This is a genomic window from Lentimicrobium sp. S6 (genome assembly GCF_013166635.1).
Classification (GTDB): Bacteria; Bacteroidota; Bacteroidia; order Bacteroidales; family UBA12170; genus UBA12170.
Window position 1 is genome coordinate 1 of record NZ_JABKBZ010000026.1, and the last position, 24,263, is coordinate 24,263.

A 24,263-nucleotide genomic window follows, 5' to 3' on the forward strand; every position below is an offset into this window, starting at 1 on the left:
AGAACTTTCTTTTGTTTAAACCCCTTGTTAATTGGGAGTGCAAAGATACTCTATTTTTTAAAACTTCAAACTTTATTTGAAATATTTTTTAAAATTTTTAGAGAGCTTTTCGCCGCTAGTAAACTTATTCTTAAGTTTGTTTCGCTAAGCGGGTGCAAATATACAATGTTATTTGATTCGTGCAACATTTGTTTTAAAATAATTTATTTAATCCGAAAACTAATTTCAACTATCTGTAAAACAAGTATGTAAACACCAATATGTAAGGAACGTTGCTGTAATTGCGAGTGCAAAAGTACTGCTTTATTTCGCTTTTCCTAATGTTAATTCAAATTAATTTATTGAGATAAGCCTAAGTGATGTGAAATCAGGGTTTAGTATTTGTAAAATATTTACTTTTTTATTGTCATCTTAAATAGTTTTGCTGTTTTACGGAAGGTTGTAGCTATAAATGTAATGAAGAATTGTAGCTCACCAAGGAGTAAAGCCCAGAAAAGAAGAAGAATTTGGTATATAGGAAAGGATACGAATACAAAAAATAGTATTTTCCATAATACGAATAGTTCATTGGGAACGCCGAAAAAGTCTTTTACTAATGGCATGGTAAATAATATACTTTGTCCTGCCAATGCAAATACGGTCATTATTTTAAATAATTTCCAATTGGAATCGATATTCCATTTAGATTTAAATCTGATAAAGTAGTTTTTTAGCATAGTCTGGCAAAGGTATACTATATCTAAAGTTGGTTTTTTATTATTTTGTTAAGAAGGATTTAATTTTGTCATCTATTAGTTTGATTATTTTTGTTGACCTACCTTGAATAAACAAATCTGTTATTTTTTTTGTATAAAGAGATGGTTTTGTATTTATTTCTATAATTGTTGTTCCATTTTGTTTTGCCATGATGGGTATTTGGTTTGCAGGACATACTTCTCCTGATGTTCCTATAACCAAATATACATCTGTATTTAATGTTGATTCTTGGCTTTTTAAAAAGGCATGTTGTGGAATTCCTTCGCCGAAAAAGGTGAAGTTTGGTTTTAAGAGGGAAGAGCAAGCTTTATTAAGGCAGGTGGGAGGGTGTTTATTTATTATAATTTCACTCCTATTATATATGGTGTTGCAAGATAAACAAATAAAGCTATTTGTTGTGCCATGAATTTCGTACACCAATTTACTGCCTGCTGATTGGTGAAGGTAATCTATATTCTGAGTTATAGTTCCTTCTAAGAATCCGCGTTTTTCCCAATCTGCAAGAATCCAGTGGGCTTTATTGGGTAGAAATGAATTAGGCTCTTTATAGAATAGTCTCTTTATATGAGGCCAAGCTTTATTGGGGTGATTTAAATAGTATTGAAGATCAAATAGTTTAGGATTGAAATGATTCCATATACCATCTTCTCCTCTAAATGTTGGGATTCCGCTTTCCACTGATATTCCAGCACCCGTAAAAGCAAATGTCCTTTTTGAATTAATGATTAAATGAGCAGCTTGTATGATGGACTCCATTTTTTTTATGCTAATATATTAATTCTATTTTATTCTCTTACACAATTTCGATACCATCCTCGATTTGATTATTATCTTTGCAGCCTATTAATAAGGTATTATGAAATTTGAAGATTATAATTTTTCTGAAGAAGTGAAGATGAGTATTGGTAAGCTGGGATTTAAAAAGCCTACCGATATTCAATACAAAACCATTCCCCATATTCTAAAGGGGGAGGATGTATTAGCGATTGCGCAAACTGGTACTGGAAAAACAGCGGCATTTGCGATTCCCATTATTGAGAAATTACATACTATAAAGAAACAACAATCAAGAAAAGATGGGATAAAAGCCATAGTCATGGTTCCAACCCGTGAATTGGCCATTCAGATTAATGAAGTATTTGTTGAGTTATCTGGAAATACTAGAGTCAAGAGCTTTTCCGTGTTTGGTGGGGTAGAACAAGACCCACAAATTCACAAGTTAGAAAAAGGGATTGACATTCTTATAGCCACTCCAGGGAGGTTGTTTGACTTGGTTAGCCAGGGGTTTATTAAACTCAATAGGATTAATATTTTGGTTTTAGATGAAGCAGATCATATGTTGAATTTAGGTTTTATCAAGGATATTAGAGATTTGATAAAGCATTTGCCCCATAAAAGACAAACTTTATTCTTTTCAGCCACTATTGATCAGGAAATCAAAAAATTAGCTTATAGTTTGGTGACTAATCCTATCAGAATTCAAATCTCACCAAAGGATCCAGTTTCTAAGAATGTAGATCATGCATTGGTGAATGTAGAGATGGATGACAAAAGATTTTTCTTGGAAAGATTAGTAAAAGCAAGTCCAGATGCCAAGTTTATCGTTTTCACAAGGACTAAAGTAAGAGCTGATAGAGTAGTAAAGGCTATGGAAAGGGTGAGTATTCATGCTGAAAGTATTCATAGCGATAGGGAGCAGGTGGATAGAAACTCCATAATGGATAGGTTTAAAAAAGGTGAAACCAAGCTATTAATTGCAACTGATATCAGTTCTAGAGGTATTGATATTCCAAATGTGGATTATGTAATCAATTATGATATGCCAGAGCAATCAGAAAATTATGTGCATAGAGTAGGTAGGACAGGTAGGGGAAGAGAGAGAGGCCAAGCATTTTCCTTTTGTAGTACTGAAGAGAAACCTTTATTAGTAGAAATTGAAGATTTAATTGGTAAGAAGATTCCAATTGTTGAAATGGATAGAGAAGGTTATAAAGCAATTGTAATTCAATCTAACGAAACTCATTCTGACTGGAAATCTTTGATGAAGGATATGGAAGTGGATGAGATAGCCTATAAAAAAAGAAAGAGAAAAAAGAAATAGTTTTCTCCATGGAAACCAAAAAAAGGGACTAAAATTAATTTAGCCCCTTTTATTTGCGTTCTGAATAAAACTATTCGAATGACTGTTGATATTGCTTTTGATAATAGATCCATGCCCCAAAGCCGATAATAGGCGTTAAAAACAATCCAATTAAAATGACTTTAAAAGAATTGTGCGGGAGTTTCTCAGCTTGAAATATTAGAAGAGCCATCATGACAATATAGGTCATTATTAATACGTCTGTTATCATAGAATAGGAATTTGATACAAATATACTTATTCTAAACTCCTTCTCCGGTTAAATGAATATATGTTGACAGAGAATTATTATTCGTTTAATCTAATTGATTAAATGAATTATTTTTCAGAAAAAGATTGTGTTCCATCCCAATTCTCTGGCAAACCTTGTTCAATAAAATTTTGACATCTACTAATATATAACTTGGTAGTCATATCTTCTGGTGATTCTTTTTCAATTTTTAGGAATACTTCCAGTGCTTTATCCATTTCTTTATTTCTATAGTGTTGGAGCCCATCTTTGAATAGTGCGTTGGTCGCAATTTTTGCAATTCTTACCTGATGAGGTTCGCCATCAAGAATCTCAAATATATTTACTGAGTTTCGTTTTCCCTTTACAGTGACCATATCTAGGAAACGGAATTGGTAGTTAGCCGGATTATCTAATTTTATTAGCATTTCTTGGCTGATGATGATGGAGGCTCCGTATTTTTTAGTTAATCCTTCTAATCTGCTGGCTAGATTTACGTGATCGGAAATTACTGTTCCTTCGATTCTACCTTTTCCTCCAACTATTCCGAGCATTAAATTACCAGTATTCATGCCGATTCCACTATTTATAGGTGCCTGGCCGTTTAGTTTTAGGTCCTCGTTGAACTCCTGTAGTTTTGCACGCATTTCTATAGCAGCATTGAGCGCATCATCTGGAGATTCAGGAAATAGGGCCATGATGGCATCCCCAATATATTTGTCAATAAAACCATGGTTTCGAGAAATAATAGGTTCCATATATCCCAAATAATGATTGATGAAATTGAAATTATCTCGAGGAGTCATGTTTTCAGAGATTTCAGTAAAAGATCTGATATCTGAAAACATCACTGTCATTTCTTTCTGTACTTGATCGCCTAGATGAATATCCGTTATGCTTTTTTTGTCAAGAAAGTCTAGGAATTGCTTGGGAACAAATCGATAATAGGAATTATTAATTTCACTAATATCATCAATGTAATTCTTTATTCTTTGCGACATCAGGTTGAAGCCCTCTGCCAGCTCTCCAATTTCATCATTGGTTCTTACCACACTGAAATTAGTGTTTTTACCCTCCCCAGTTTTTTGCATATTTCCTAATAATTCTTTTACGGGGAATACAATGTCCAATGTGGTCCACCTAACAAAAGTTAGGATATAGACTAGAGAAATAAATATACTGATTCCAATTCCTACAAACATCATGTATGCATTTACTGAGTTCACGTAAAAGAAATCGTCAATTTTGCTATCTTCTAATAATTGAGTATAGTTTCCTAAAATAACATTTCTGACTTGGTCATTGGCTAAATCTATATTTGCATCTTGAACCTTTGTTACACTGAGAATCAAATAAAAGATAACAATGGCTAATGGTAATAATGTAGTCATTCCACTGGCTAACCAGAGCCTATTTCTAATCTTTCCAATTGAATTTCTGAAAATTCGTTTTCTCAATTCATCTTCATAAAATAATACTTCAAGGTAAAAGATATGTACTCGGTGTTTGTGCCAGTAATAAACAAATATTGTAGAAAGAAATCCAGAAAGGGCTGCAATATATAAGTATTCATCAAATATACCTGCATTTATGGAGTCTGAAAAGTCCACGAAAAAATTGATATATGCTATGTATCCAACTGTGCTTAACATGACCAGACCAAAAATGGTAGCATGGAATATTGGAGTATAGAGTAGGTACCTCCTGCAAAAGAAATCCAATCTTGTACTGATTTCTTTCATTTTGCGCTTTCTACTAAAGTACCTTCTAAATGGATAGCTTATTAAAAAAGTGAGAATAAAACCAATTAATATGCCATAGTAGAAAATATCGAAGCTTCTATTGAAATAGATTGGACGATTTATATCAGTTGTAGAATCGGATAAGGTAAACGTATCATTAATAGTAATTTTATTACCACTCTTATTAGAAGTGTCAATGGATATGATTTGAGCAGATTGTATGCTATCTGCTTTGACTAGATATTCGATTTTATTAGCAAAGCCATCGATCTTATTAGCTAATTCAATTTCGTCAGTTGTTAATGTGGAATCTATAATTTGAGCAAGCGTATCTTGTTTAGCTCTTTTCATGATAGGACCATCAGGTCTTATCGTAATAGGGCCAACCTGTTCTTCTCTGTCAGGACTTAGTATTCCTTTTTCCAAATATTCTGGAATATTCTGAATCAGCATCATTCCCATAAATGGCATTAATAGAAAGAAATAAAACAATCCAGAGACGATAAATATCCTGAGCGATTTATATTTTGGGATTTTCTTCATAAAAACAGATAGTCTTAATACCTAATGGACGAATTATAATTATAAAAGTGACAGTAAATATACTAAGAATTGGCAAATGGCCACTTGAAAGCGTTTTTTTAAATAATTATCCTATTTATTATTCATTCTCAGAGATGTATTTTTCGTATAAATCAGGTCTTCTTGTTTTTGTTCTTTCAATAGCTTGATCGTATTTCCACTCCGCTATTTTTTTATCATTTCCTGAGAGGAGGATAGCTGGAACTTCTTGTCCATTAAAGTTAGCAGGACGAGTATAAACAGGAGGGGAGAGTAATCCATCTTGGAAAGAATCGGAAAGGGCAGAGGTTTCGTCACCCAAAACGCCAGGGATTAATCTGATTAAACTATCTGCAACTATCATGGCTCCAATTTCACCACCACTTAATACATAATCACCCACACTAATTTCTAAGGTGATATATTTTTCTCTCACGCGCTCGTCTACTCCTTTATAATGGCCACAAAGAATCATTATATTTTCAAAAGAAGACATTCTATTGGCCATCCCTTGATTAAATACTTTACCATCGGGAGTCATAAAAATAAGCTCCTCATATTTTCTTTGACTTTTTAATTCCTCTATGAGTTTCACAATGGGATCAGCCATCATCACCATTCCAGCACCACCACTAAAGGGATAATCATCTACTCTGCGATGCTTGTTTGTAGAATAATCTCTAATATTATGAAGGTGAATTTCGGCTTTGTTCTTATCAATAGCTCTTTTTACTATGGAATGACCAAAAGGGCCTTCAAACATTTCGGGAAATATGGTGAGTATATCAATGCGCATTTGACTAATTTTTGGCAAAGCTAACTAATTATTAAAATATTCGTAATTTAGAAACCCAAATTTCACTTTTATGGCACAGAAAATTATAATTACATTCATAGCATTTATCTTATCTTTTTCTGTATTGCATTCTCAGTCTTATCAAGACCTTGATAAATTGAAATCTCCGCAAGAGAAAGTCGATTTATTACTGGAGATGGCTAAACCCATGCGCAAAAAAAAATCGGATTCAGCAATTTTTATCTATAATAAGGCATTGCTTATTGCTAAGGAAAATAAATTAGCAAAATCAGAAAGTGAAATAAACAAAAATATTGGATTTGCTTTTTACTATAAAAAGGATTTCAAGAAAAGTAAAGAGTTTATTAAATTATCTATTGATATAGCTGCGGAATTACAGGACTTTAAGATTTTGAAATCTAGTTATAGTAAGCTGGGGGTTATTAATTATATTGATAGAAATTTTGATAATGCTATTACGAATTATCGATTATGTATTTTAAATGCTGAGCATATCAATGATAGTATTACAATTGTAGCAAGTGAGTTTATGATAGGGGTTTGTTATTATCAACAAGGAAACTATCCTAAGGCTTTAGAATCTTATCAATTGGCCTTGGTTATGGCGGAGAAAACTAATCAATTATCACGTCAGGCTTTAATCTTAAATAATATTGCTAATATTCAAGATGAGTTGCAGAATTACCCATTAGCTTTGAAGTATTCTGAGCAAGCATTAGAAATAAAAATGCAACTCAAAGATGAAAAAGGAGCAGCAGAAACTAAAGAGAATATGGCAACTGTTTATTCTAAAATGGAAGATTATGATAAAGCTTTAGGTTTATATGAGGATATCTTAGCGTATAAAGAAGAACAAAAAGACAATGCCGGATTGAGTATTACTTATATGAATATTGGATATATTTATGAAAAACTGGGAAAGTTTCAGAATGCATTGGACTATTATTCTCGTTCGCTTCATTTATTGTATCAGCAAGACGATAGTAAGAATATTGCCGTTTGTTTAAATAATATCGGAGATATATATTATGCATTAGGAAAATACAAACAAGCCATAGACTCCTCTGAGAAAAGTTTAGAAATTGGCAAAAAGCTTCAGTCTAAAACTAATGTTAGATCCTCCGCTTTATCACTCACAAAAAGTTTTGTGAAGATTAATCAATATAAGCCAGCTTATGAATATCATGTACTGTATTCTCAGATGAAAGATAGTTTGTTCAATGAGGAAAGTGCAAAGCAGCTTCAGGAAATGGAGACCAAATATCAAACAGAGAAAAAGCAACAAGAAATTGAAAAGCAAAATCTAACCATAGAAAAACAACATGCACAAAGTCGCAGTCAAAGAATTATGCTATTTGCCATGTTTGGAGGTTTGCTTTTAGTTGTTTTAATCGCAATACAGGTTTTTAGAGGATATAAACAGAAGAAGAAGGCCAACGCTTTGCTAGAAAGTAAGAATATTGAAATTGAAGAAAAGAACAGCAATTTGAATATTGCAAATATTGCGATTACAGAGCAAAAAGTAGAAATTGAAGAGAAGAATCTAAATATTATGGATTCCATTAGATATGCCAAACGAATTCAGCAAACTATATTACCTCGTGATCAATTTGTAGAAAAGCATTTGCCTAATTCCTTCATCCTATATAAACCTAAAGATATTGTTAGTGGTGATTTTTATTGGATGGAGAAGGTAGACAATACCATTTATGCCTCTGCTGTAGATTGTACCGGTCATGGAGTTCCTGGAGCCTTTGTGAGTATTGTGGGTTATAATAGTTTGAACAGGACTTTGATGGAGTTTGGTTTGAGACAGCCTGCCGAAATTTTGAATAAACTAAACGATTTGGTAGTAGATACTTTCGTAAGACATTCTGATAGTGATGTTAAAGATGGAATGGATATGTCCTTGGTGAGTATTAATTTGGATACCATGGAGGTTGAATTTTCCGGTGCACAGAATCCTCTCTATATTGTAAATGGGGATGGTATAGAAGAAATTAAAGCCAACAAACAGCCCATTGGCTCTTCTTTAGAACCAAAGAAATTTGACAATCATGTGGTAGAAACGAAAAAGGGAGATATGGTTTATTTATTTTCCGATGGATATATTGATCAGTTTGGAGGTCCAAAAGGGAAGAAATTCATGAGGAAACGATTTAAAGAACTGCTTTCTAGCATTCATCAAATGGATGTGAAAACACAAAAGCAACATCTCGACAATACCATTATGGATTGGATGGGAGAGGAGGAGCAATTAGATGATATTCTGGTAATGGGATTTAGAGTTTAGTCGTGAATGAGCCAAGTCTCTAATGTAGAATAGAGTTCTTTGGGTTTTATAGGTTTCGACAAATAATCATTCATTCCTACAGCTAAACATTTCTCTTTATCACCTTTCATCGCATTAGCGGTCATGGCTACTATAGGTAAGTCTTTGGCACTTAGTTCTTTTCTTATGGCAAGAGTGGCTTCTAATCCATCCATCTTTGGCATTTGAACATCCATTAATACCAAGTCATACTTTTTGTTTCTAGTAGCTAATAAGGCTTCAAGACCATTTTGAGCAACATCTACAATAATTCCTGCCTTTTTTAATAAGGCCATTGCTACTCTTTGATTGATTAAATTGTCTTCGGCTAATAAAACACTAGTAGTAGATGGTAATTCTTTGAGCCTATTCAGGTGATCGATATTATGGTCTTGAATGGGATTTCCCTTCTGCTCAGAAATACCTAGGACATTAATTACGCTATCGAAAAATACAGATTGTTTCACTGGCTTGGTCATATAAGCAATATTCCCCAATTCTTTGAAAATCTTCTTTTCGCCCCAAGCCCCTACCGCAGTTAGAACTACAGCAGGGATTTGGCTGGTTTCTCTTATTTCTTTGAGCAATTGGTAACCATTCATTTCGGGCATTTGAAAATCAGTAATTAATAAATTGAAATAACCTTCTTTCTTGCTCCTGAAAAATTCTAAAGCCTCTTTTGGGAATTCAAAAATATCTGAAACAAAGCCATAGGCTTTTAGTGTTTCTCTAATAATGACCCTGTTGGTTTCATTATCGTCAACAGCTAAAACTCTAAGATTATGAAGTTTTTCTGGTAATTTAAATAGTGTGTCTTTGTTTTTCTTTGAATCGTTAAAACATGCGGTAAAGAAGAAGGTACTTCCTTCATTCACTTCACTTTCTACCCAAATATCACCATGCATTAAATTAACTAATTGCTTGCAAATACTCAAACCAAGACCTGTGCCTCCAAACTTTCTTGTAGTAGAAGAGTCCGCCTGAGAAAAGCTTTCAAAAATAGCTTGTTGCCGATCCTCGGGTATTCCAAGTCCCGTATCTTTAACTCCAAACACAAGGTTGATTGCAGAAGAGTCTTGACATTCATTATGCTTATTTTTGTCAATGTCAACAGTGATGTTGATTTCTCCTTGCTCCGTAAATTTTAGTGCGTTGCTTACTAAATTGGTTAGTATTTGTCTTAATCTTGTAGGATCTCCGATAATAAATTGAGGAACATCTGGCTTTACAAATAGATTAAGTTCAAGACCTTTGTTTTCTACTTGTTGGATGATAACGTCTGAAACTGCTTCAACAACTTCGTGTAAGTTGAAATCAATATCTTCCAATTCTAATTGACCAGCCTCTATTTTCGAGAAATCGAGAATGTCATTTATTAAATCTAATAAAAGGTCAGCGCTATCTTTTGCCATTTTGAGGAACTGATATTGTTCCATGCTTAAATTAGTGGGTAAAACCAATTCCAACATCCCGATAATTCCATTCATTGGAGTTCGGATTTCATGACTCATATTGGCAAGAAATTCACTTTTTGCTTTGTTTGCAGCCTGTGCCGCTTCCATTGCAATTTCAATATCATGAGCTTTATTCTCCAATTCTCTATTTAATGCTAAAATTCCTCTATTGGTTTCCTCTAATTCGTGATTAATAGATTCTATGGTAGAATTTTGTTCTTGTAGTTCTTTAAGTAAATAAAAGAGCTCATTATTCTGGGCATTTATTGTTTCTACTAAACTACTATCGCCTCTTTCAATAGTTTGTAAAAAAGCTTTTTGAATTTTCTTAATATTCTCCTCATCCAATAAAGTGACATAAGGAGGAAGCCATTTTACAGCGGTAATGATAGTTCCTCTAGTACTTGTTTGAATATCAAATTCATCCATTAGTCTTTGTGAGCCCATAAGACCAACTCCCATACCTTTTTTTGATTGAAAAGAACCTGAGTTGATCAAATCCAAGTCGATAATTCCGTCTCCTTGATCAGCAAAGACAAGAACCAAGCCATCGGAGCCTCTTTCTCGAGTTGCAATTGAAAAGTTTAGGGTTCCATGACTTGCATGTTCAATAATATTTCTGGTAAGTTCAGATATTGTGGTTCCAATACGAATTTTGTTCGTATTGTCATACTTTATTTCTTGAGCTAACATGGAGCCCAAATTACGACCACGAACCACATCTGACTCAAATTGAATCTTAAGTTCGCCTACATTATAAAGTGTGGCTGATGATAAGAACGGTAGCGTCGTCATTGGATCTAGAAAATTGATTTAAAATATATTCGGCATTCTTTTGTGGAGCTAAAGTCCAGTCTATATCTTCGTGTTTCCATCGAGAGGTAATTCCATCGGAGTACATACAAAGGGAATCTCCTGCTTTAAAAGGAAATTCAAAAACCCGTGGAGTTCTCATATTATGCCCCATTATCCCTCCAAAGGAAAGTAAATTTTGTTTACCATTGTTTGTCATTAAAAAACTTTCAATGTTTCCAGTTCCACAAAATGATATTTTTTCTTGTTCTGTATTTATGGAAACTAAACCCATAACCACTCCTCTTGTTCCTCTAATAGATTGGTGAATGTTTTTCATTAAAGCATCGAGAGGAAGTTCTGCTTTTTGTATGATGGCTTGTTTGGCGAGTTGGGAAGCGATATTGGCTTCTTTTCCATGACCTAAACCATCGATACAAGCTGCAACACAATTGTTTGAGTTAATATGAGTAATGACATGGCCATCACCATTTAAGGTTTCACCAGGTTTTGGTCTGGATGCCACACCCGTTTCTAATTTTGAATTGTTTCCTAACCATTGTTTAGGTGGTAACCATTTACGTGATCTTATACAGTTTTTAAAAGTATGTAAATCGTCAAAATAGATTTCATTAATTTCAGAATGAGGTTCCGGATTTACTTCTAATTCATCGCTAAATCTTCTAATGCTTCCTAAGCCAAGTCCCAATGTATTAGCATTGCTTACTCCATCTTTAAGCACATCATTAAAATTTGAAATTCCCTCCCCAGAATCACAACACCAAAGCTCAATGGCTTTTTGGTTGATGTTATTTTCTAATTGGCAGATAACTACTTTTCCGCTGCCTCCACCATGTTTTAATACATTGGTAACTAACTCTGTTACAATAATTGCAATTTCACCAGTTTTTACTTGGTTAAAACCTATTTGGGAAGCCAGTACAGCTGACTTCCTTCGACAGACTCCAACATCAGATTCATTATCTATAGGGAAACTTAAAATATGACTTCGTTTTACTTCCATTTCATGAGTCGAATTAGTGTTCCAGTATTTACTTCTGTTCTTATTTCAAAGGAGTCTACCAGTCGTTTTGCCCCAGGTAAGCCATAACCCATACCGCCTCCAGAGGTATAGCCATCGCTCATGGCCAAATCAAGGTTTTCTATTCCTGGGCCTTGGTCTTCAAAGGTAAATATGAGTGCATTATGCCCATCGAAATAACCTTGGTTAATGGTTACTTCACCTCCATTTGCGTATTGGTACATGTTTCTGAGTAGTTCGCTAACAGCCGTGGTTATTCGAGTTTGCTCAACGATTCCCATTTTGAAATCCTTGGCATACTGTCGTGCCATTTGACGAACTTTTACTATATCGTTTTCTGTTTTCACAGGAAAAACACCCAGCTCAGTCCAATCGCTATCATATTCAAAAGCTTGCATAGTCTGAACTTTTTAATCATCATTGATGGAGGCCATTCTTCTTTCAAGAAGCTCCATTCCTCGTTCCATATTTAATGCGGTATCAACTCCTGGCATTTCGAGGCCGAGTTCTACTAGGGTTATTGCTACTGCTGGTTGCATACCTACAATTACTACAGCCGCATCCATAATGCTTGCCATAGATGCCATTCCTGAAAGCATTCTGCCAATGAAACTATCTACCATTTCTAAAACAGAAATATCAATTAGAACTCCTTTGGCTCCTGTTTTCTCAATTTCATTTAGAATTTGAGATTGTAATTGGAGGGCAAGTTTGTCGTGCATATCTACCTGAATAGATACGATTAAATATGAGCCTATTTTTATAATAGGGATCTTTTTTTCTTGAAAATGATCCATTATTCCTCTCTTTCTTCTATTTCTTCCATACTACTTGCTATGACTGCTCCCGATTTTTTATTTTGCTTCATAGCATAAATCATGGCGTCTTGTAATGTTGCTTTGGTTCTAATGATAGATAAATCAATTCCAAGGTGAACAATGGTTTGTGCTATAGCAGGACTAATTCCGCTGATGATACAATCGGCGCCTAAAAGCCTTGCAGAAGTTACTGTTTTTAAAAGGTGATTTGCCACTTGAGTATCAACAGTCGGTACTCCAGTGATATCAAGAATGGCCATGGTGCAACTGGTATCCACAATTTTTTGAAGAAGATTCTCCATCATGATTTGAGTTCTTTGGCTATCTAAAGTTCCAATTACAGGAAGGATGAGGATATTGTCCCAAACTTTACTTACAGGACTCGAAAGTTCCATTAAATCTTCTTGTTGTTGAACAATAGTCTTTTGTTGTTCTTGGATTTTCTTTAGTTTTTCTTGAAGATCATTTTGCATATTAATACTTTGTTTGAGCTCATAGGTGAGATCGTCAATTAAAATATTAATAGCTTCTTCAATACCAGTGAGATCATCTTCAATATTTGATTCAACTCTGATATCTAAATCTCCAGCAGCTACTGATGAAAGTACATCTTCAATATGATCGATGCGTGCTTTTACATTTGATAATTCTAAATTTTCTTCCATTTTTTTATGATCTTTTACTTTTCAACCATTCTATAGCTTTTTCTTCAGATTTGAAAAAGTCACCATTTATTTTAATAACACCTGTTTTGATTAAGACTCTTGCTACCATTCTGTTTGCGGCACTCCCACCAACAAAGGCAATATCGGTTGCTCCTGTTGTGGCTAATCCTTTGCTTGAAGCTTCACGAGTTTCTCTGTTTTCGACTTTGTCGTTAATACTCATTATGGTGAGTAATTGTTTATAGGGTTTTCCTTCAAATTTTTCTTTTACTGTATTAATGACTTCTTCAACATCCTTTCTTAAGTAATCACCAACAAACTCTATGAAGGTAATTCCAGTTTTGTCATCATACCAAATTTTATGTTTCATGTCTGAATTGTTTAATAATTGATTTCTTATTGTAAATGTAATGATTTTGGTTAATAAAAACAATAGAATTTGAGTATAATCCCAAATAATAAAAAGCTAGTAGAAAAGGCTTGTTAATTTTTGTATATTAGTTAATTGAAATAAATAGATTATTAGAAAACTCGATTTTTATGTTCCTATTAGCTCGAAATATTATCGGTTGTTGGCTTCTTTGTTTGGTATTTCCTCTTTTTGGAGCGGCAACTGATGTTGGAAATAATGGGATATATGCTAAAAATGGTGTTTTAGATCTGCGTGATTGGGATGAGAAAAGTATTATTGAATTACCTGGGGAATGGGAGTTTTATTGGAATAAACTGATAAGGCCACACCAGTTTATTTTGAATATGAATCCAGAATATCTTTACTTCCCTCACCTTTGGGGTGATTTGGAGGGTGATTCCTATTCATCTTATGGATATGCAACTTACCGATTGACCTTACTGATGCCCAAAACCAATGAAATACTCGCCTTTAGGCTTCATGACTTCTATTCTGCTTATGAATTTTATATGGATGGAAAGCTCATTGCTAAGAATGGTGTGGTATCTGACAAAGAGGAAGAGTCAGTTCCGCATTGGCTTCCTCAAGCATATCCCTTTCGGGTTCATTCAGATAGTATGGAACTCGTTATTCTAATCTCTAATTTTCATCATAGTAAAGGTGGTCTTATTATACCTCCACTTTTAGGTAAAGCCAAAAATGTACTTCAGGAAAGAGAAAAACTTATTGGTATAGATCTGCTTTTGACAGGAGCATTACTCATGGGAGGATTGTTTTTTATGGGGTTGTTTATTTTTGGTAGGCATAATAAAGCTATTTTATATTTTAGCATGTTTTGTTTGGTTTACAGCTATAGGATTATCGGGACAGGGGAGTATTATCTTCATTCCATATTCCCAAATTTAAGTTGGCACCTGACGGTAAGGCTAGAATATATTACCTTGTTTTTGAGTCCCTTCTTTTTTATGCTTTTTATTCAATCGGTATATCCACAAGAAACCAAAAAGTGGGCAGCCAATGTTTTAAAAGCCATGTCATTGGTATTGGTATTTATCACCATTTTCTTAAGTAGTAAAATTTTCACCTTTTTGATATTACCATTTTTTGGGATTTTATTTGTTTATATAGCCTATGGAACATGGATTTTTGTTTTTGCTGCTTATCGAAAGAGAGCAGGATCTTTTTATGGAATAATAAGTGTTCTTGTCCTTTTTAGTGTTTTTGTAACTCATATCTTGAATTATATGGGCTATTTACCTGCTTATCCTTATTGGTATTTCATTGGGTATTTATTATTCTTTTTCTTTCAATCTCTAATTCTATCTTATCAATTTGCTTATTATTTTAAGCAAGCCAAACTAAAAGCTGAGCAAGGAGCTAAGGTTAAAGCAGAGTTTTTGGCTACTATGAGTCATGAAATCAGAACACCTATGAATGGTGTCATTGGAATGACAGATCTTCTAAAACGCACGGATCTTACAAAGGAGCAATTTGAGTATGTGGAAACTATAAAAATAAGTGGAGATAATCTATTGACCGTAATTAATGATATTTTAGATTACTCTAAGATTGAGCAAGGAAAAATGGAGTTGGAATTGCAAAGTTTCAATTTAGTAGAAACGGCCGAAGATGTACTCGCTCTGCTTTCCTCTACTGCAGCAAAAAAGAAACTGGAGCTTTTGTTAACTTATGATGATAATTTGCCGAAATATATTATTTCTGATCCACATCGGTTAAAACAAGTACTTGTTAATTTGATAAATAATGCCATAAAGTTCACTTTTGAGGGAGAAATTCTGCTGCATCTTGGAATAATAAACAGCTCGGAGGAGGGTGTTGAAGTAGAGTTTAGAGTGAAAGATACAGGCATCGGTATTCCAAAGGATAAGATTGATCGTTTGTTCCAATCGTTTTCACAAGTGGATGCAAGTATTGCAAGACGCTTTGAGGGTACTGGCTTAGGATTAGCCATCAGTAAGCAATTGGTAAATTTATTAGGTGGCCAAATTGGACTGGAGTCGGAAGAAAACAAAGGGTCTGTATTTTATTTCACTATTCTTGCAAAGATGGACAAGTCGGAACATTTACCAGGAAACATATCTGATGAATGCATATTTGAAAATAAAAGAGCTTTAATACTTGATGATAATGAAACCAATTTAACCATTTTAACGAAGCAATTGTCTATTTGGGGATTTGAGGTTTTTGCTTTTCAAGATCCTTTATTGGCCATAGAGAAATTTGAAGTACTAAATATCGATTTAGCAATTATAGATATGCAGATGCCCGATTGTTTAGGTATTGAGGTAGCTTCGAAAATAAGAACTACATCAGGCTTTTCTGCTCTTCCGATCATTATTCTTTCTAGTATTAAAGTAGATTTTAGTCCACAAGAAAGAGATTTGTTTAATATCTATTTAATGAAACCTGCCCGCGAGCATAAATTATGTCGTTCCATTAGGTTAGCTATGGGATTATTAGAGGATGATAGAAATAAAATGATTCTAGCTAAGACGGATTCTAGCTTTAAGTTATCGGAGTTAAAGATATTAGTTGCCGAGGATAATCTAATCAATCAGAAAGTAACATTGAGTCAGTTAAAGAACCTAGGCTTAGAAGCCGACTTGGCGGTGAATGGTCGCTTGGCTGTGGAAGCTTGTATGGAAAAAGATTATGACATAATTTTAATGGATGTGCAAATGCCTGAAATGGATGGTTTGGATGCTACTAGAAATATTCTCAAACATCATCAGGACTTAGGGAGAAAAGCACCATTGATATTTGCCATGACAGCAAATGTATTAGGGGAGTCTGAAGCACAATGTTTAAATGCTGGGATGAAAGATTTTATTTCTAAACCAGTAAATTTTGAAGATATGAAAAAGGTTTTTAAAAAGTGGATGGACTAATTTCAGTTAGCGCATATCAATAACATCTACATTTGGATATTTTGCAGTGTCAAATGTAAAACTGTCTGATGGAATTTCACTATCAGTAACAAATTGCTTGATTTCATAAGAAAATATGTTTCCATCAAAATCGTACATGGTAAACTCCGAAAGCTGTAATAATTCCTTATTTACTGATAATACAACATAATCGAAATTAGAGTTTTTATCTTTTGGTTTAAGATTTAATTGATAAAAAGATACGCCTTCTTTAATAATGTCATCTCCTAGTTTTGAGGTATAGTCATCATTATAGCTCGATAATAGTTTAGTAGGGCTGAAGCCTTCGTCATCACTAACTTCATTGACTTGTACTTCTTCGCTGTCTGCTAGATAAGTCCAAAGGGTTTCTCCGTCGCATATAACTTCTTGTCCGGCTATATTTAAATGGTATTTGTTACCTGCTACAATTAATGTTCCATTGGTAGTCTCGTCAATCTCCGCTTCTAAATTCACCATTTTATAAGCAAAACTGGTTTTAATATTTTTATAGGAGTTAGTTTTTGTACTAAGCTCCTCAAGAATATCTTCTGCTTTTTGAGCAAAACTCATGTTCATGAAACTTAAGCTAATGGCAAGTATGATCATGTATTGAATACCTTTTTTCATTGTAATAGTATTAGGATAATTTATTAAATAGCGAGCAAAAGTACAATAATTCAATTATTATTCTAGCTCTTTAGCATAAAGGTCTTTCAAAAACTGTTCCAAAGCCATTTCATTGGCCACACGAACTTCTCTTGCTTTACTTCCTTCAAACTGTCCTACAATGCCAACGGACTCTAATTGATCTATAATTCTGCCTGCCCTATTATATCCCAGTTTAAGTTTCCTTTGAATTAAAGAAGTTGAACCTTGTTGAGCATTTACTATTACTCTTGCAGCATCTTCAAATAATTCATCTCTATCGGCAATGGTAATTTCAGAACCTTGGTCTCCTATGTCACTTTCGCTTTCTGGCAGAATATATGCTGAAGTATAGGCTCTTTGGCTTCCAATAAATTCAGTAATGCTATCAACTTCAGGCGTATCAATAAAGGCACATTGTATTCTGACCATATCGTTACCAGTTGACATTAACATATCTCCACGACCAATTAATTGATCTGCTCCTCCTGAATCAAGGATAGTTCGAGAATCGATTCTTGATGTTACTCTAAAAGCAATGCGAGCTGGGAAGTTGGCTTTAATAATACCAGTAATAACATTTACTGATGGACGTTGAGTGGCAATGATTAAGTGAATTCCGATGGCACGAGCCAACTGGGCCAAACGAGCAATTGGTCCTTCAACTTCCTTACCTGCCGTCATCATTAAATCAGCAAACTCATCCACAACCAATACTATATATGGCATGTATTTGTGGCCGTTATTTGGATTTAATCGACGAGCAATAAACTTGGCATTATATTCTTTAATATTTCTTACTTGAGCATCTTTTAATAAATCATAGCGGTTATCCATTTCCTTCACTAAGGAGTATAGTGTTTGAACAACAGCTTGTGTATCTGTTATGATTGCCTCTTCGCTATCCGGAAGTTTGGCTAAGAAATGCCTTTCAATTTTGCTAAATAAAGTAAGTTCTACTTTTTTAGGATCAACCATAACAAATTTTAATTGTGCTGGATGTTTTTTATAAAGTAGTGAGGTAATGATAGCATTTAAGCCTACAGATTTACCTTGCCCTGTAGCACCCGCCATAAGAAGGTGAGGCATTTTGGCTAGATCGAAAATGTAACTTTCATTGCTAATGGTTTTTCCCATTACTACTGGTAGTTCATAAGTTGAATCCTGAAATATTTTGGATTGAATGACAGCACGCATGGGAACAATTTCGGGTTTGCTATTTGGTACTTCAATTCCAATGGAACCTTTTCCAGGAATTGGAGCAATAATTCTAATTCCGAGAGCAGAAAGACTCAAAGCAATATCATCCTCTAAGTTTCTGATTTTAGAAATCCTAACTCCTGGTGCAGGAACAATTTCATAGAGGGTGACTGTTGGTCCAACAGTAGCTTTTATCTTTTGAATCTTAATATTATAGTGATTCAAAGTCTCAACAATTCTGTTTTTGTTGGCTTCTAATTCTTCTTTATAAATATTAATTTTATCCGAACCATGATCTTCAAGAATATCAATCTGAGGGAGTTGATAGTCAGATAAATCCTCAGTAGGATCATAAGGTGTATCAATACTGTGAGATTTGGTTTCCTCAACCACTTCTTCTTTCCCGATGGACACATTCATGCCTGTTACACTTTCTGTTTCAATATCACTAATAGACTCAGATATATGTGATGAAGATTCAGTTATTGTATTTTCAATTATATCAATTGGCATTGACTCGTCTAATTCCAAATCTAAATTGGGGTTGTTCTTCTTTTTTAGTTTTGTTTCCTCTTCGTGAACAAGGGTTATTGGCCCAGAGTTATCTTCTTCCTTTATAATGACGGGTTCTGGTGTTGGAACAGAATCCTGCCATTCCTTGTCATCTTCTGTTTTTTCTATTTCCTTTACAGCATATTCGTTGGTATTGTATTTGTCGCCATTATTATTTTCATCAAAATTGGTAGTCGTTTCATCCTTATCCTGGATGTTGTTTTTGCTTTTTTGAGCATAAAATCTATTAAACCATTTCATAGGAAAGTTAAAATGGACAATAAGAAACGAAATGAGGCTAAATGCAAGAATGATTATTAGTCCTGTCATGCCCATAAGACCTTGAATCCATGAAGAAACTTGATGTCCGAAAGTGCCTCCTAAAATAGCTAAAGCGGAATGGTGGAAAATACTTCCAAAGAAAACAGCAGACCAAAGCATGGTTACAAATGAAATTTTGAGTGTTTTCTTGAAAGGAAGAAAACTTATTCTAAGGGTAAGATTGCTTCCCATTAAAAAGAAGATAAGGATGAAAAGAAAGGAAGCGATACCAAACATTTTGTAAATAAAAAGATGTCCCAGCCAAGCCCCTAAATATCCTCCCCAATTATTTACAGGGACGGTCCCACTTAAATCGGACCATTCAAAATTATAAACTTTATCGTAGTCGGCCGTCCAATAAAATAAATAAGACAGAAAAGAAAAAGTCATGTAAATGGAAAGAAGAAGAAGAAATATTCCCAGACTCAACTTGAATTTATCCGATTGAATAAATGACAGGGAAGGAGCTTTTATTGAGCTTTTCTTCTTGGTTTTTGTTGAGCTTTTTTTAGGGCTTTCTGGTTTTGTTTTGTTTGTCTTCTTTGCCATCCGGATATACTATGTTTAATACAAAAATAGGGTAAAATTAGGAGGAGGGTAGAAGGATGCCGTAAAGTTGTTAAAAGGGAATTGTGCACAAAATATCCATTTCTACCACATGTTCTGATAAGATAATTAGGAGATTGAGGTTGGGTTTATTGCATGTGAAGTCATTTTCTAGGTTTTAAACCCAAAATAATGGTGCTATTTTTGGATGGTAAGGCTTCAAAAATAAAGAGACTAAATCCAATAAAGGAAATAGCCTCTTTTCAAAGTGAAATGAATGAGATGTGTTTTTATTGTTTCACAACTTTTACAGAATGCTGAGCATTTAAAGTTTCTACTTCTACAAAGTAAACACCGTTTTTTAGGCCTGCCATTTCAATGGTCATATAAGCATCTGTTCCTTGAATTCTATTTACTATCTGACCAACAAAATTAAGAATACGAACTTCTTTAATTTGCTCTTGAGATTGCACTTGTAATAAATTGTTAGTAGGGTTTGGGAAGCATGTAATGTTTTGTTTTGCATCCATTTCCTCTACTTTCACATAGGTCCCATTATACTTGTAAATACCACCGCTACCATCTGCACCGGTGAATCCACCGCTCCATCCTTGGTGGTTTTCATTAAGAGCTATAAAAGTGTGTTGGTCAACATCTCCATCATTTACATTCCATGTGATACCTCCATCTTGTGTCCAGGCAGAACCTGAGTTATCAGTAGCAGCACCAGTGGCTACAGCAAACAAAGTTCCATCAACGAAATCTAAACCACTCATAAAAATAGTTCCTGTAGTATTTAACTCAGTCCATGTTTCTCCACCATTTTCAGTGTTCCATACACTTCCAGTATTGTTGATGAGTAAACCATAGTTATTATCTGAAAAAGCAATGTTTCCACTTGATGTTGCACTACCGAAATCTGAAATGGGACTCTGGAAAGCTTCCCAGTTGAAACCTTTGTCAGTCGATCTGAAAATTCTTCCTTTATTTGTTGTATACCAAATAGAATTTGCTGTACTATAAATTTGGCCGACATAACCATATTCACCAGAAATGGGAGTAGGAATATTAGCTTCAGGAACACGTGTCCAATTAGCACCATAGTCATTAGTTGTATAGTTTTCATAGTAGCCATCAATTGGGTCACCTTGACAAAAACCATTACCATCAATATCCATCCAAACAACGTTTGAGAAAGAAGATGCTGCAGTGTAAGAAGCCGATTCCTGACGTGCCCAAGTTACTCCTCCATCAGAAGTATGGAAAATGCCACCTTGCCCTGAGGTGTTAGGGTATCCAACAGCCCATGCTTTATCTACGTCAATGGCTGTAATCATTGCAATATCTACGGTTGAAGATCCAACATCAATCATACCAGCAGTCCATGTGGTACCACCATCAATAGTTTTGCTGAAATTTTGTCGATGTTCGCTAGATGCAGAACCATCATAAGCAGAGATCCATACAATATCATCGTTAACAATGCTGATGTGTTTTACTCCTGTTGATTCATCAGGGAAATTTGGACTTTGAATCATCCATTGTGCTTGCACACTAATAGTAAGTACAAGACTCATTAAAAAAAGTAATGTTTTTTTCATAGAAATATTTTTAAATTATTAAAATCTGTGTACTTCAAATTTAGATAATAGTTAAGTTCTATTTTATGAATGTTTCTAAGTGATTTTCACGAATGGCATGCTTTATTGGATATTCAGAAACAAAAATTAGGATATTTACATATGTAGTAACATGCCGTTTAGCTTGAGGTGGAAATTGTTTATTGCTTATTTAATTTAATTGATCAGCCATTAATGCTCCATATTGGGATTGGATTGTTATTTTTCGGATTCACCCAGTCGAAGTGTAAAAATTAGATTAAGAATGGTTTATGAATCTCTAAACATCAGTGAAGGCAGTTGTTTGCAGATAATTTTGCATGTCTTTTGTTTTTGTGTTGGTATCATGGAATTCCAAGGTATTAATAGAAAGGAGATATTTAGTGGCCAATAGAAGAATAATTAGGTTCCTATTGAAAAACTATAAATGGGCTGAGATTAATAATTATTAGGTGTTTTTCTGAAGGTTACTGTTGTTATGTAGGGCTAATGTTTGTAGGCTTTGTAGGGGATTATACTTAGGGTTGGTTTTTTGATAAATCTGATTTATAGCCATCATGTAAATATATGGATGATATAAACATAAAAAAGCCTTAAATCATATGATGAAATAAGGCTTTCTTGTATTGTAAAAATGTATGGTTAGTCGATAATTATAACTTCTTCCATTTTATCACCAGCTTGAATTTGATCAACGATATCAACGTTTTCAATTACTTTTCCAAAGCAAGTATGGTTTCGATCTAAATGAGCAGTGTTTTCACGGCTGTGGCAAATGAAAAACTGAGATCCACCAGTATTTCTTCCTGCGTGAGCCATACTTAATACACCACGATCGTGACGTTGGTTTTCTCCACTTAATTCACAATTGATTGTGTAACCAGGTCCACCCATTCCTGTTCCATCAGGGCATCCGCCTTGAACTACGAAATCAGGAATGACTCTATGGAAGGTTAATCCGTTATAATAGCCATCTTTAGCTAATTTGATAAAATTTTCTACAGTTTTTGGGGCATCGTTTTCGTAAAACTCCACCTTCATAACACCATGTTTGGTTTTAATTTCTGCTGTTGCCATTTCTATGATTATTTTATTGTTCTAAATATTTTATTCCATCTAATTTTGCCATCACTTAAACTTTTGTTGGGGTCTAATGATAACCAAACAAATACTGCTTTGCCCACTACATGATCCTCAGGAACAAATCCCCAGTATCTTGAATCTGCTGAATTGTGGCGGTTGTCGCCCATCATCCAATAATAATCTTGTTTAAAAGTATATGTTGTAGCCAATTCTCCATTAATATAGATTTTATCACCTTTTATTTCAAAATCATTATCCTCATACTTCATGATGATTTTTTTGTAAAGTGCAATATTGTTGAGGCTTATATTTATATTTTCTCCTGCTTTAGGAATGGTTAATGGACCAAAGTTATCTTGGTTCCATTGGAAGTTCTTAGTGTCGTGTGGGAAAATAGGGGAGTAGATTTCTCCTTTTGCTTGAATTCTTGGAGTAATCTTCTTTACATTTGGATATTTCTCTAAGACTTTTAATTTATCCTCACTCAATGGCAATACATAATGACTATTATTCATTCTTCCACCTTCTGTAATGTCTAATTTGTCAATGGTTTTTTTGTTAAAACCAGTTCCATTTGTGTAAACATCATACATGAATTGCATATTCTCTGGATTATCAGCCATTTCACCATTTACAAATAATTGGCGGTCTTTTATTTCGATAACATCACCCGCAATGGCTACACAGCGTTTGATATAATTCTCTCTTTTATCAACGGGTCTATCTGTAACGTGATAAGCTTTCCAGATGGCTTTTCTTCCCATTCCTGGTTTGTATTTGTCGCCATATCTTTCTGCTAATTCAAGTTCTTTATCTCTAACTATTTGATAGTAATCTTCGTTTTGTCTTTCTAGAACCACAGTATCACCACTTGGATAATTGAAAACCACTACATCATTATTTTTTACCACATCAAATCCTGGATATCTGTGATAAGGCAGTTCCAACCATTCAACATAGGACTTGGTGATTTTGGTCATTGGGAGCGTGTGGTGAACAAACGGAAAAGCAATTGGAGTTTGTGGGGATTTTGGCCCGAAAGCCATTTTGCTTACAAATAGATAATCTCCAACCAATAAGCTTTTTTCCATAGAAGAAGTAGGTATTGTATAGGCTTCCATAAGGAATATTCTGATGATACTTGCTGCGATAACTGCAAAAACAATGGCATCTGTCCATTCTCTAATAGTAGACTTTTTAATCTTAGGACGATCTTCTGGGGCAATCCATTTTAGTTCATTTTTAGTTCCTAGCCAGGGCATATATACAAAAGGGAACAGGGCTACTAAAACCTGATCTAATGGTTTGTTTTTCTCAAATCCTTTAATGAGTTCAATGCATAATAGCATGAATGTGAATACATTGATAAATGGTATGATCAACCATAGGTACCACCAATAAGATTTCTCAACTAACTTTACCCAAATAAAGAAATTATAAAAGGGGATCAGTGCTTTCCAACCTGGTATTCCTGCTTTCTCAAATAAAGGATATGCAAAAGCTGCTGGAATAGTTAGCAAAACTGGAATACTCAGAACAAAGAATAATAAACTCATGTGGTTTTAGATTAATTTTATGCAAATGTGCTTTTTTCAAAGATGAAATAAAAATTTTTGGACTTAAAATTT

At 34.2% G+C, this 24,263-nt stretch carries 19 protein-coding genes; 3 read left to right on the top strand and 16 right to left on the bottom strand.

Annotated elements, in window-relative coordinates:
- Positions 1 to 392: 392 nt before the first annotated feature.
- Both HNS40_RS10195 and HNS40_RS10200 read right to left on the bottom strand, forming a co-directional pair.
- Positions 393 to 716 (bottom strand): DUF6787 family protein, encoded by a 324-nt coding sequence (locus tag HNS40_RS10195; RefSeq protein WP_172280405.1) that lies wholly within the window; start codon positions 714 to 716, stop codon positions 393 to 395.
- 40 nt (positions 717 to 756) lie between these two features.
- On the bottom strand, positions 757 to 1,512 hold the full coding sequence (locus tag HNS40_RS10200; RefSeq protein WP_172280407.1) for a Sir2 family NAD-dependent protein deacetylase: 756 nt from the start codon (positions 1,510 to 1,512) through the stop codon (positions 757 to 759).
- 100 nt (positions 1,513 to 1,612) lie between these two features.
- On the opposite strand from HNS40_RS10200, the gene HNS40_RS10205 reads away from it, so the two are divergent.
- Positions 1,613 to 2,857: a DEAD/DEAH box helicase gene (locus HNS40_RS10205; RefSeq protein ID WP_172280409.1), complete on the top strand. Its 1,245-nt coding sequence runs from the start codon at positions 1,613 to 1,615 to the stop codon at positions 2,855 to 2,857.
- A 70-nt stretch (positions 2,858 to 2,927) separates the two neighbouring features.
- Here the strand turns inward: HNS40_RS10205 and HNS40_RS10210 are convergent, their stop codons facing one another.
- The 3 genes from HNS40_RS10210 to trmD all read right to left on the bottom strand — a co-directional run bounded on the left by HNS40_RS10210 (position 2,928) and on the right by trmD (position 6,224).
- Positions 2,928 to 3,107, bottom strand: a complete 180-nt coding sequence (locus HNS40_RS10210; RefSeq protein WP_172280412.1) for a hypothetical protein — start codon at positions 3,105 to 3,107, stop codon at positions 2,928 to 2,930.
- A gap of 107 nt (positions 3,108 to 3,214) precedes the next feature.
- Positions 3,215 to 5,410, bottom strand: a complete 2,196-nt coding sequence (locus tag HNS40_RS10215; protein WP_172280414.1) for an adenylate/guanylate cyclase domain-containing protein — start codon at positions 5,408 to 5,410, stop codon at positions 3,215 to 3,217.
- A gap of 118 nt (positions 5,411 to 5,528) precedes the next feature.
- Complete coding sequence (gene trmD / locus HNS40_RS10220) at positions 5,529 to 6,224, bottom strand: tRNA (guanosine(37)-N1)-methyltransferase TrmD (protein ID WP_172280416.1); 696 nt, start codon at positions 6,222 to 6,224, stop codon at positions 5,529 to 5,531.
- Positions 6,225 to 6,294: 70 nt separating this feature from the next.
- Between trmD and HNS40_RS10225 the strand changes: the two genes are divergently transcribed.
- A complete protein-coding gene (locus HNS40_RS10225; protein WP_172280418.1) occupies positions 6,295 to 8,538 on the top strand; it encodes a tetratricopeptide repeat protein in 2,244 nt (747 codons plus the stop codon).
- Here HNS40_RS10225 and HNS40_RS10230 read toward each other — a convergent pair.
- Genes HNS40_RS10230 through HNS40_RS10255 form a run of 6 tightly spaced genes read right to left on the bottom strand, consistent with a single transcriptional unit; the run spans position 8,535 to position 13,697 of the window.
- On the bottom strand, positions 8,535 to 10,805 hold the full coding sequence (locus tag HNS40_RS10230; RefSeq protein ID WP_172280421.1) for a response regulator: 2,271 nt from the start codon (positions 10,803 to 10,805) through the stop codon (positions 8,535 to 8,537). The genes HNS40_RS10225 and HNS40_RS10230 overlap by 4 nt on opposite strands.
- On the bottom strand, positions 10,765 to 11,826 hold the full coding sequence (locus HNS40_RS10235; RefSeq protein WP_172280424.1) for an ATP-binding protein: 1,062 nt from the start codon (positions 11,824 to 11,826) through the stop codon (positions 10,765 to 10,767). Before HNS40_RS10235 ends, HNS40_RS10230 begins: the two co-directional genes overlap by 41 nt.
- Positions 11,817 to 12,242 (bottom strand): anti-sigma regulatory factor, encoded by a 426-nt coding sequence (locus HNS40_RS10240; protein WP_172280426.1) that lies wholly within the window; start codon positions 12,240 to 12,242, stop codon positions 11,817 to 11,819. Before HNS40_RS10240 ends, HNS40_RS10235 begins: the two co-directional genes overlap by 10 nt.
- 12 nt (positions 12,243 to 12,254) lie before the next feature.
- Positions 12,255 to 12,641: an STAS domain-containing protein gene (locus HNS40_RS10245; RefSeq protein WP_172280428.1), complete on the bottom strand. Its 387-nt coding sequence runs from the start codon at positions 12,639 to 12,641 to the stop codon at positions 12,255 to 12,257.
- Entirely contained in the window at positions 12,641 to 13,327 is a 687-nt protein-coding gene (locus tag HNS40_RS10250; protein ID WP_172280430.1) for an STAS domain-containing protein, read from the bottom strand. Before HNS40_RS10250 ends, HNS40_RS10245 begins: the two co-directional genes overlap by 1 nt.
- Positions 13,328 to 13,331: 4 nt before the next feature.
- Positions 13,332 to 13,697 (bottom strand): STAS/SEC14 domain-containing protein, encoded by a 366-nt coding sequence (locus HNS40_RS10255; RefSeq protein WP_172280432.1) that lies wholly within the window; start codon positions 13,695 to 13,697, stop codon positions 13,332 to 13,334.
- A 170-nt stretch (positions 13,698 to 13,867) separates the two neighbouring features.
- Between HNS40_RS10255 and HNS40_RS10260 the strand changes: the two genes are divergently transcribed.
- A complete protein-coding gene (locus HNS40_RS10260; protein ID WP_172280434.1) occupies positions 13,868 to 16,648 on the top strand; it encodes a response regulator in 2,781 nt (926 codons plus the stop codon).
- 6 nt (positions 16,649 to 16,654) lie between these two features.
- Here HNS40_RS10260 and HNS40_RS10265 read toward each other — a convergent pair whose 3' ends face one another.
- The 5 genes from HNS40_RS10265 to lepB form a co-directional block, all read right to left on the bottom strand.
- Complete coding sequence (locus HNS40_RS10265; protein ID WP_172280436.1) at positions 16,655 to 17,296, bottom strand: outer membrane lipoprotein carrier protein LolA; 642 nt, start codon at positions 17,294 to 17,296, stop codon at positions 16,655 to 16,657.
- Between the two features lie 57 nt (positions 17,297 to 17,353).
- Positions 17,354 to 19,936 (bottom strand): DNA translocase FtsK, encoded by a 2,583-nt coding sequence (locus tag HNS40_RS10270; protein WP_172280438.1) that lies wholly within the window; start codon positions 19,934 to 19,936, stop codon positions 17,354 to 17,356.
- Between the two features lie 287 nt (positions 19,937 to 20,223).
- The gene (locus HNS40_RS10275) at positions 20,224 to 21,534 is read right to left on the bottom strand and encodes a T9SS type A sorting domain-containing protein (RefSeq protein ID WP_172280440.1); all 1,311 of its coding nucleotides are present in this window, start codon (positions 21,532 to 21,534) and stop codon (positions 20,224 to 20,226) included.
- A gap of 660 nt (positions 21,535 to 22,194) precedes the next feature.
- Positions 22,195 to 22,629: a peptidylprolyl isomerase gene (locus tag HNS40_RS10280; protein WP_172280442.1), complete on the bottom strand. Its 435-nt coding sequence runs from the start codon at positions 22,627 to 22,629 to the stop codon at positions 22,195 to 22,197.
- 8 nt (positions 22,630 to 22,637) lie between these two features.
- Entirely contained in the window at positions 22,638 to 24,191 is a 1,554-nt protein-coding gene (gene lepB, locus HNS40_RS10285; RefSeq protein ID WP_216663647.1) for a signal peptidase I, read from the bottom strand.
- Between the last annotated feature and the right edge of the window lie 72 nt (positions 24,192 to 24,263).

What these genes read in the sequence shown, in the direction of transcription:
- HNS40_RS10265 (WP_172280436.1), bottom strand. Translation starts at nt 17,296, where the DNA reads ATGAAAAAAGGTATTCAATACATGATCATACTTGCCATTAGCTTAAGT.
- lepB (WP_216663647.1), bottom strand. Translation starts at nt 24,191, where the DNA reads ATGAGTTTATTATTCTTTGTTCTGAGTATTCCAGTTTTGCTAACTATT.
- HNS40_RS10270 (WP_172280438.1), bottom strand. Translation starts at nt 19,936, where the DNA reads ATGGCAAAGAAGACAAACAAAACAAAACCAGAAAGCCCTAAAAAAAGC.
- HNS40_RS10230 (WP_172280421.1), bottom strand. Translation starts at nt 10,805, where the DNA reads ATGACGACGCTACCGTTCTTATCATCAGCCACACTTTATAATGTAGGC.
- HNS40_RS10250 (WP_172280430.1), bottom strand. Translation starts at nt 13,327, where the DNA reads ATGGAAGAAAATTTAGAATTATCAAATGTAAAAGCACGCATCGATCAT.
- HNS40_RS10200 (WP_172280407.1), bottom strand. Translation starts at nt 1,512, where the DNA reads ATGGAGTCCATCATACAAGCTGCTCATTTAATCATTAATTCAAAAAGG.
- HNS40_RS10225 (WP_172280418.1), top strand. Translation starts at nt 6,295, where the DNA reads ATGGCACAGAAAATTATAATTACATTCATAGCATTTATCTTATCTTTT.
- HNS40_RS10280 (WP_172280442.1), bottom strand. Translation starts at nt 22,629, where the DNA reads ATGGCAACAGCAGAAATTAAAACCAAACATGGTGTTATGAAGGTGGAG.
- HNS40_RS10195 (WP_172280405.1), bottom strand. Translation starts at nt 716, where the DNA reads ATGCTAAAAAACTACTTTATCAGATTTAAATCTAAATGGAATATCGAT.
- HNS40_RS10210 (WP_172280412.1), bottom strand. Translation starts at nt 3,107, where the DNA reads ATGATAACAGACGTATTAATAATGACCTATATTGTCATGATGGCTCTT.
- HNS40_RS10215 (WP_172280414.1), bottom strand. Translation starts at nt 5,410, where the DNA reads ATGAAGAAAATCCCAAAATATAAATCGCTCAGGATATTTATCGTCTCT.
- HNS40_RS10255 (WP_172280432.1), bottom strand. Translation starts at nt 13,697, where the DNA reads ATGAAACATAAAATTTGGTATGATGACAAAACTGGAATTACCTTCATA.
- trmD (WP_172280416.1), bottom strand. Translation starts at nt 6,224, where the DNA reads ATGCGCATTGATATACTCACCATATTTCCCGAAATGTTTGAAGGCCCT.
- HNS40_RS10240 (WP_172280426.1), bottom strand. Translation starts at nt 12,242, where the DNA reads ATGCAAGCTTTTGAATATGATAGCGATTGGACTGAGCTGGGTGTTTTT.
- HNS40_RS10205 (WP_172280409.1), top strand. Translation starts at nt 1,613, where the DNA reads ATGAAATTTGAAGATTATAATTTTTCTGAAGAAGTGAAGATGAGTATT.
- HNS40_RS10245 (WP_172280428.1), bottom strand. Translation starts at nt 12,641, where the DNA reads ATGGATCATTTTCAAGAAAAAAAGATCCCTATTATAAAAATAGGCTCA.
- HNS40_RS10275 (WP_172280440.1), bottom strand. Translation starts at nt 21,534, where the DNA reads ATGAAAAAAACATTACTTTTTTTAATGAGTCTTGTACTTACTATTAGT.
- HNS40_RS10235 (WP_172280424.1), bottom strand. Translation starts at nt 11,826, where the DNA reads ATGGAAGTAAAACGAAGTCATATTTTAAGTTTCCCTATAGATAATGAA.
- HNS40_RS10260 (WP_172280434.1), top strand. Translation starts at nt 13,868, where the DNA reads ATGTTCCTATTAGCTCGAAATATTATCGGTTGTTGGCTTCTTTGTTTG.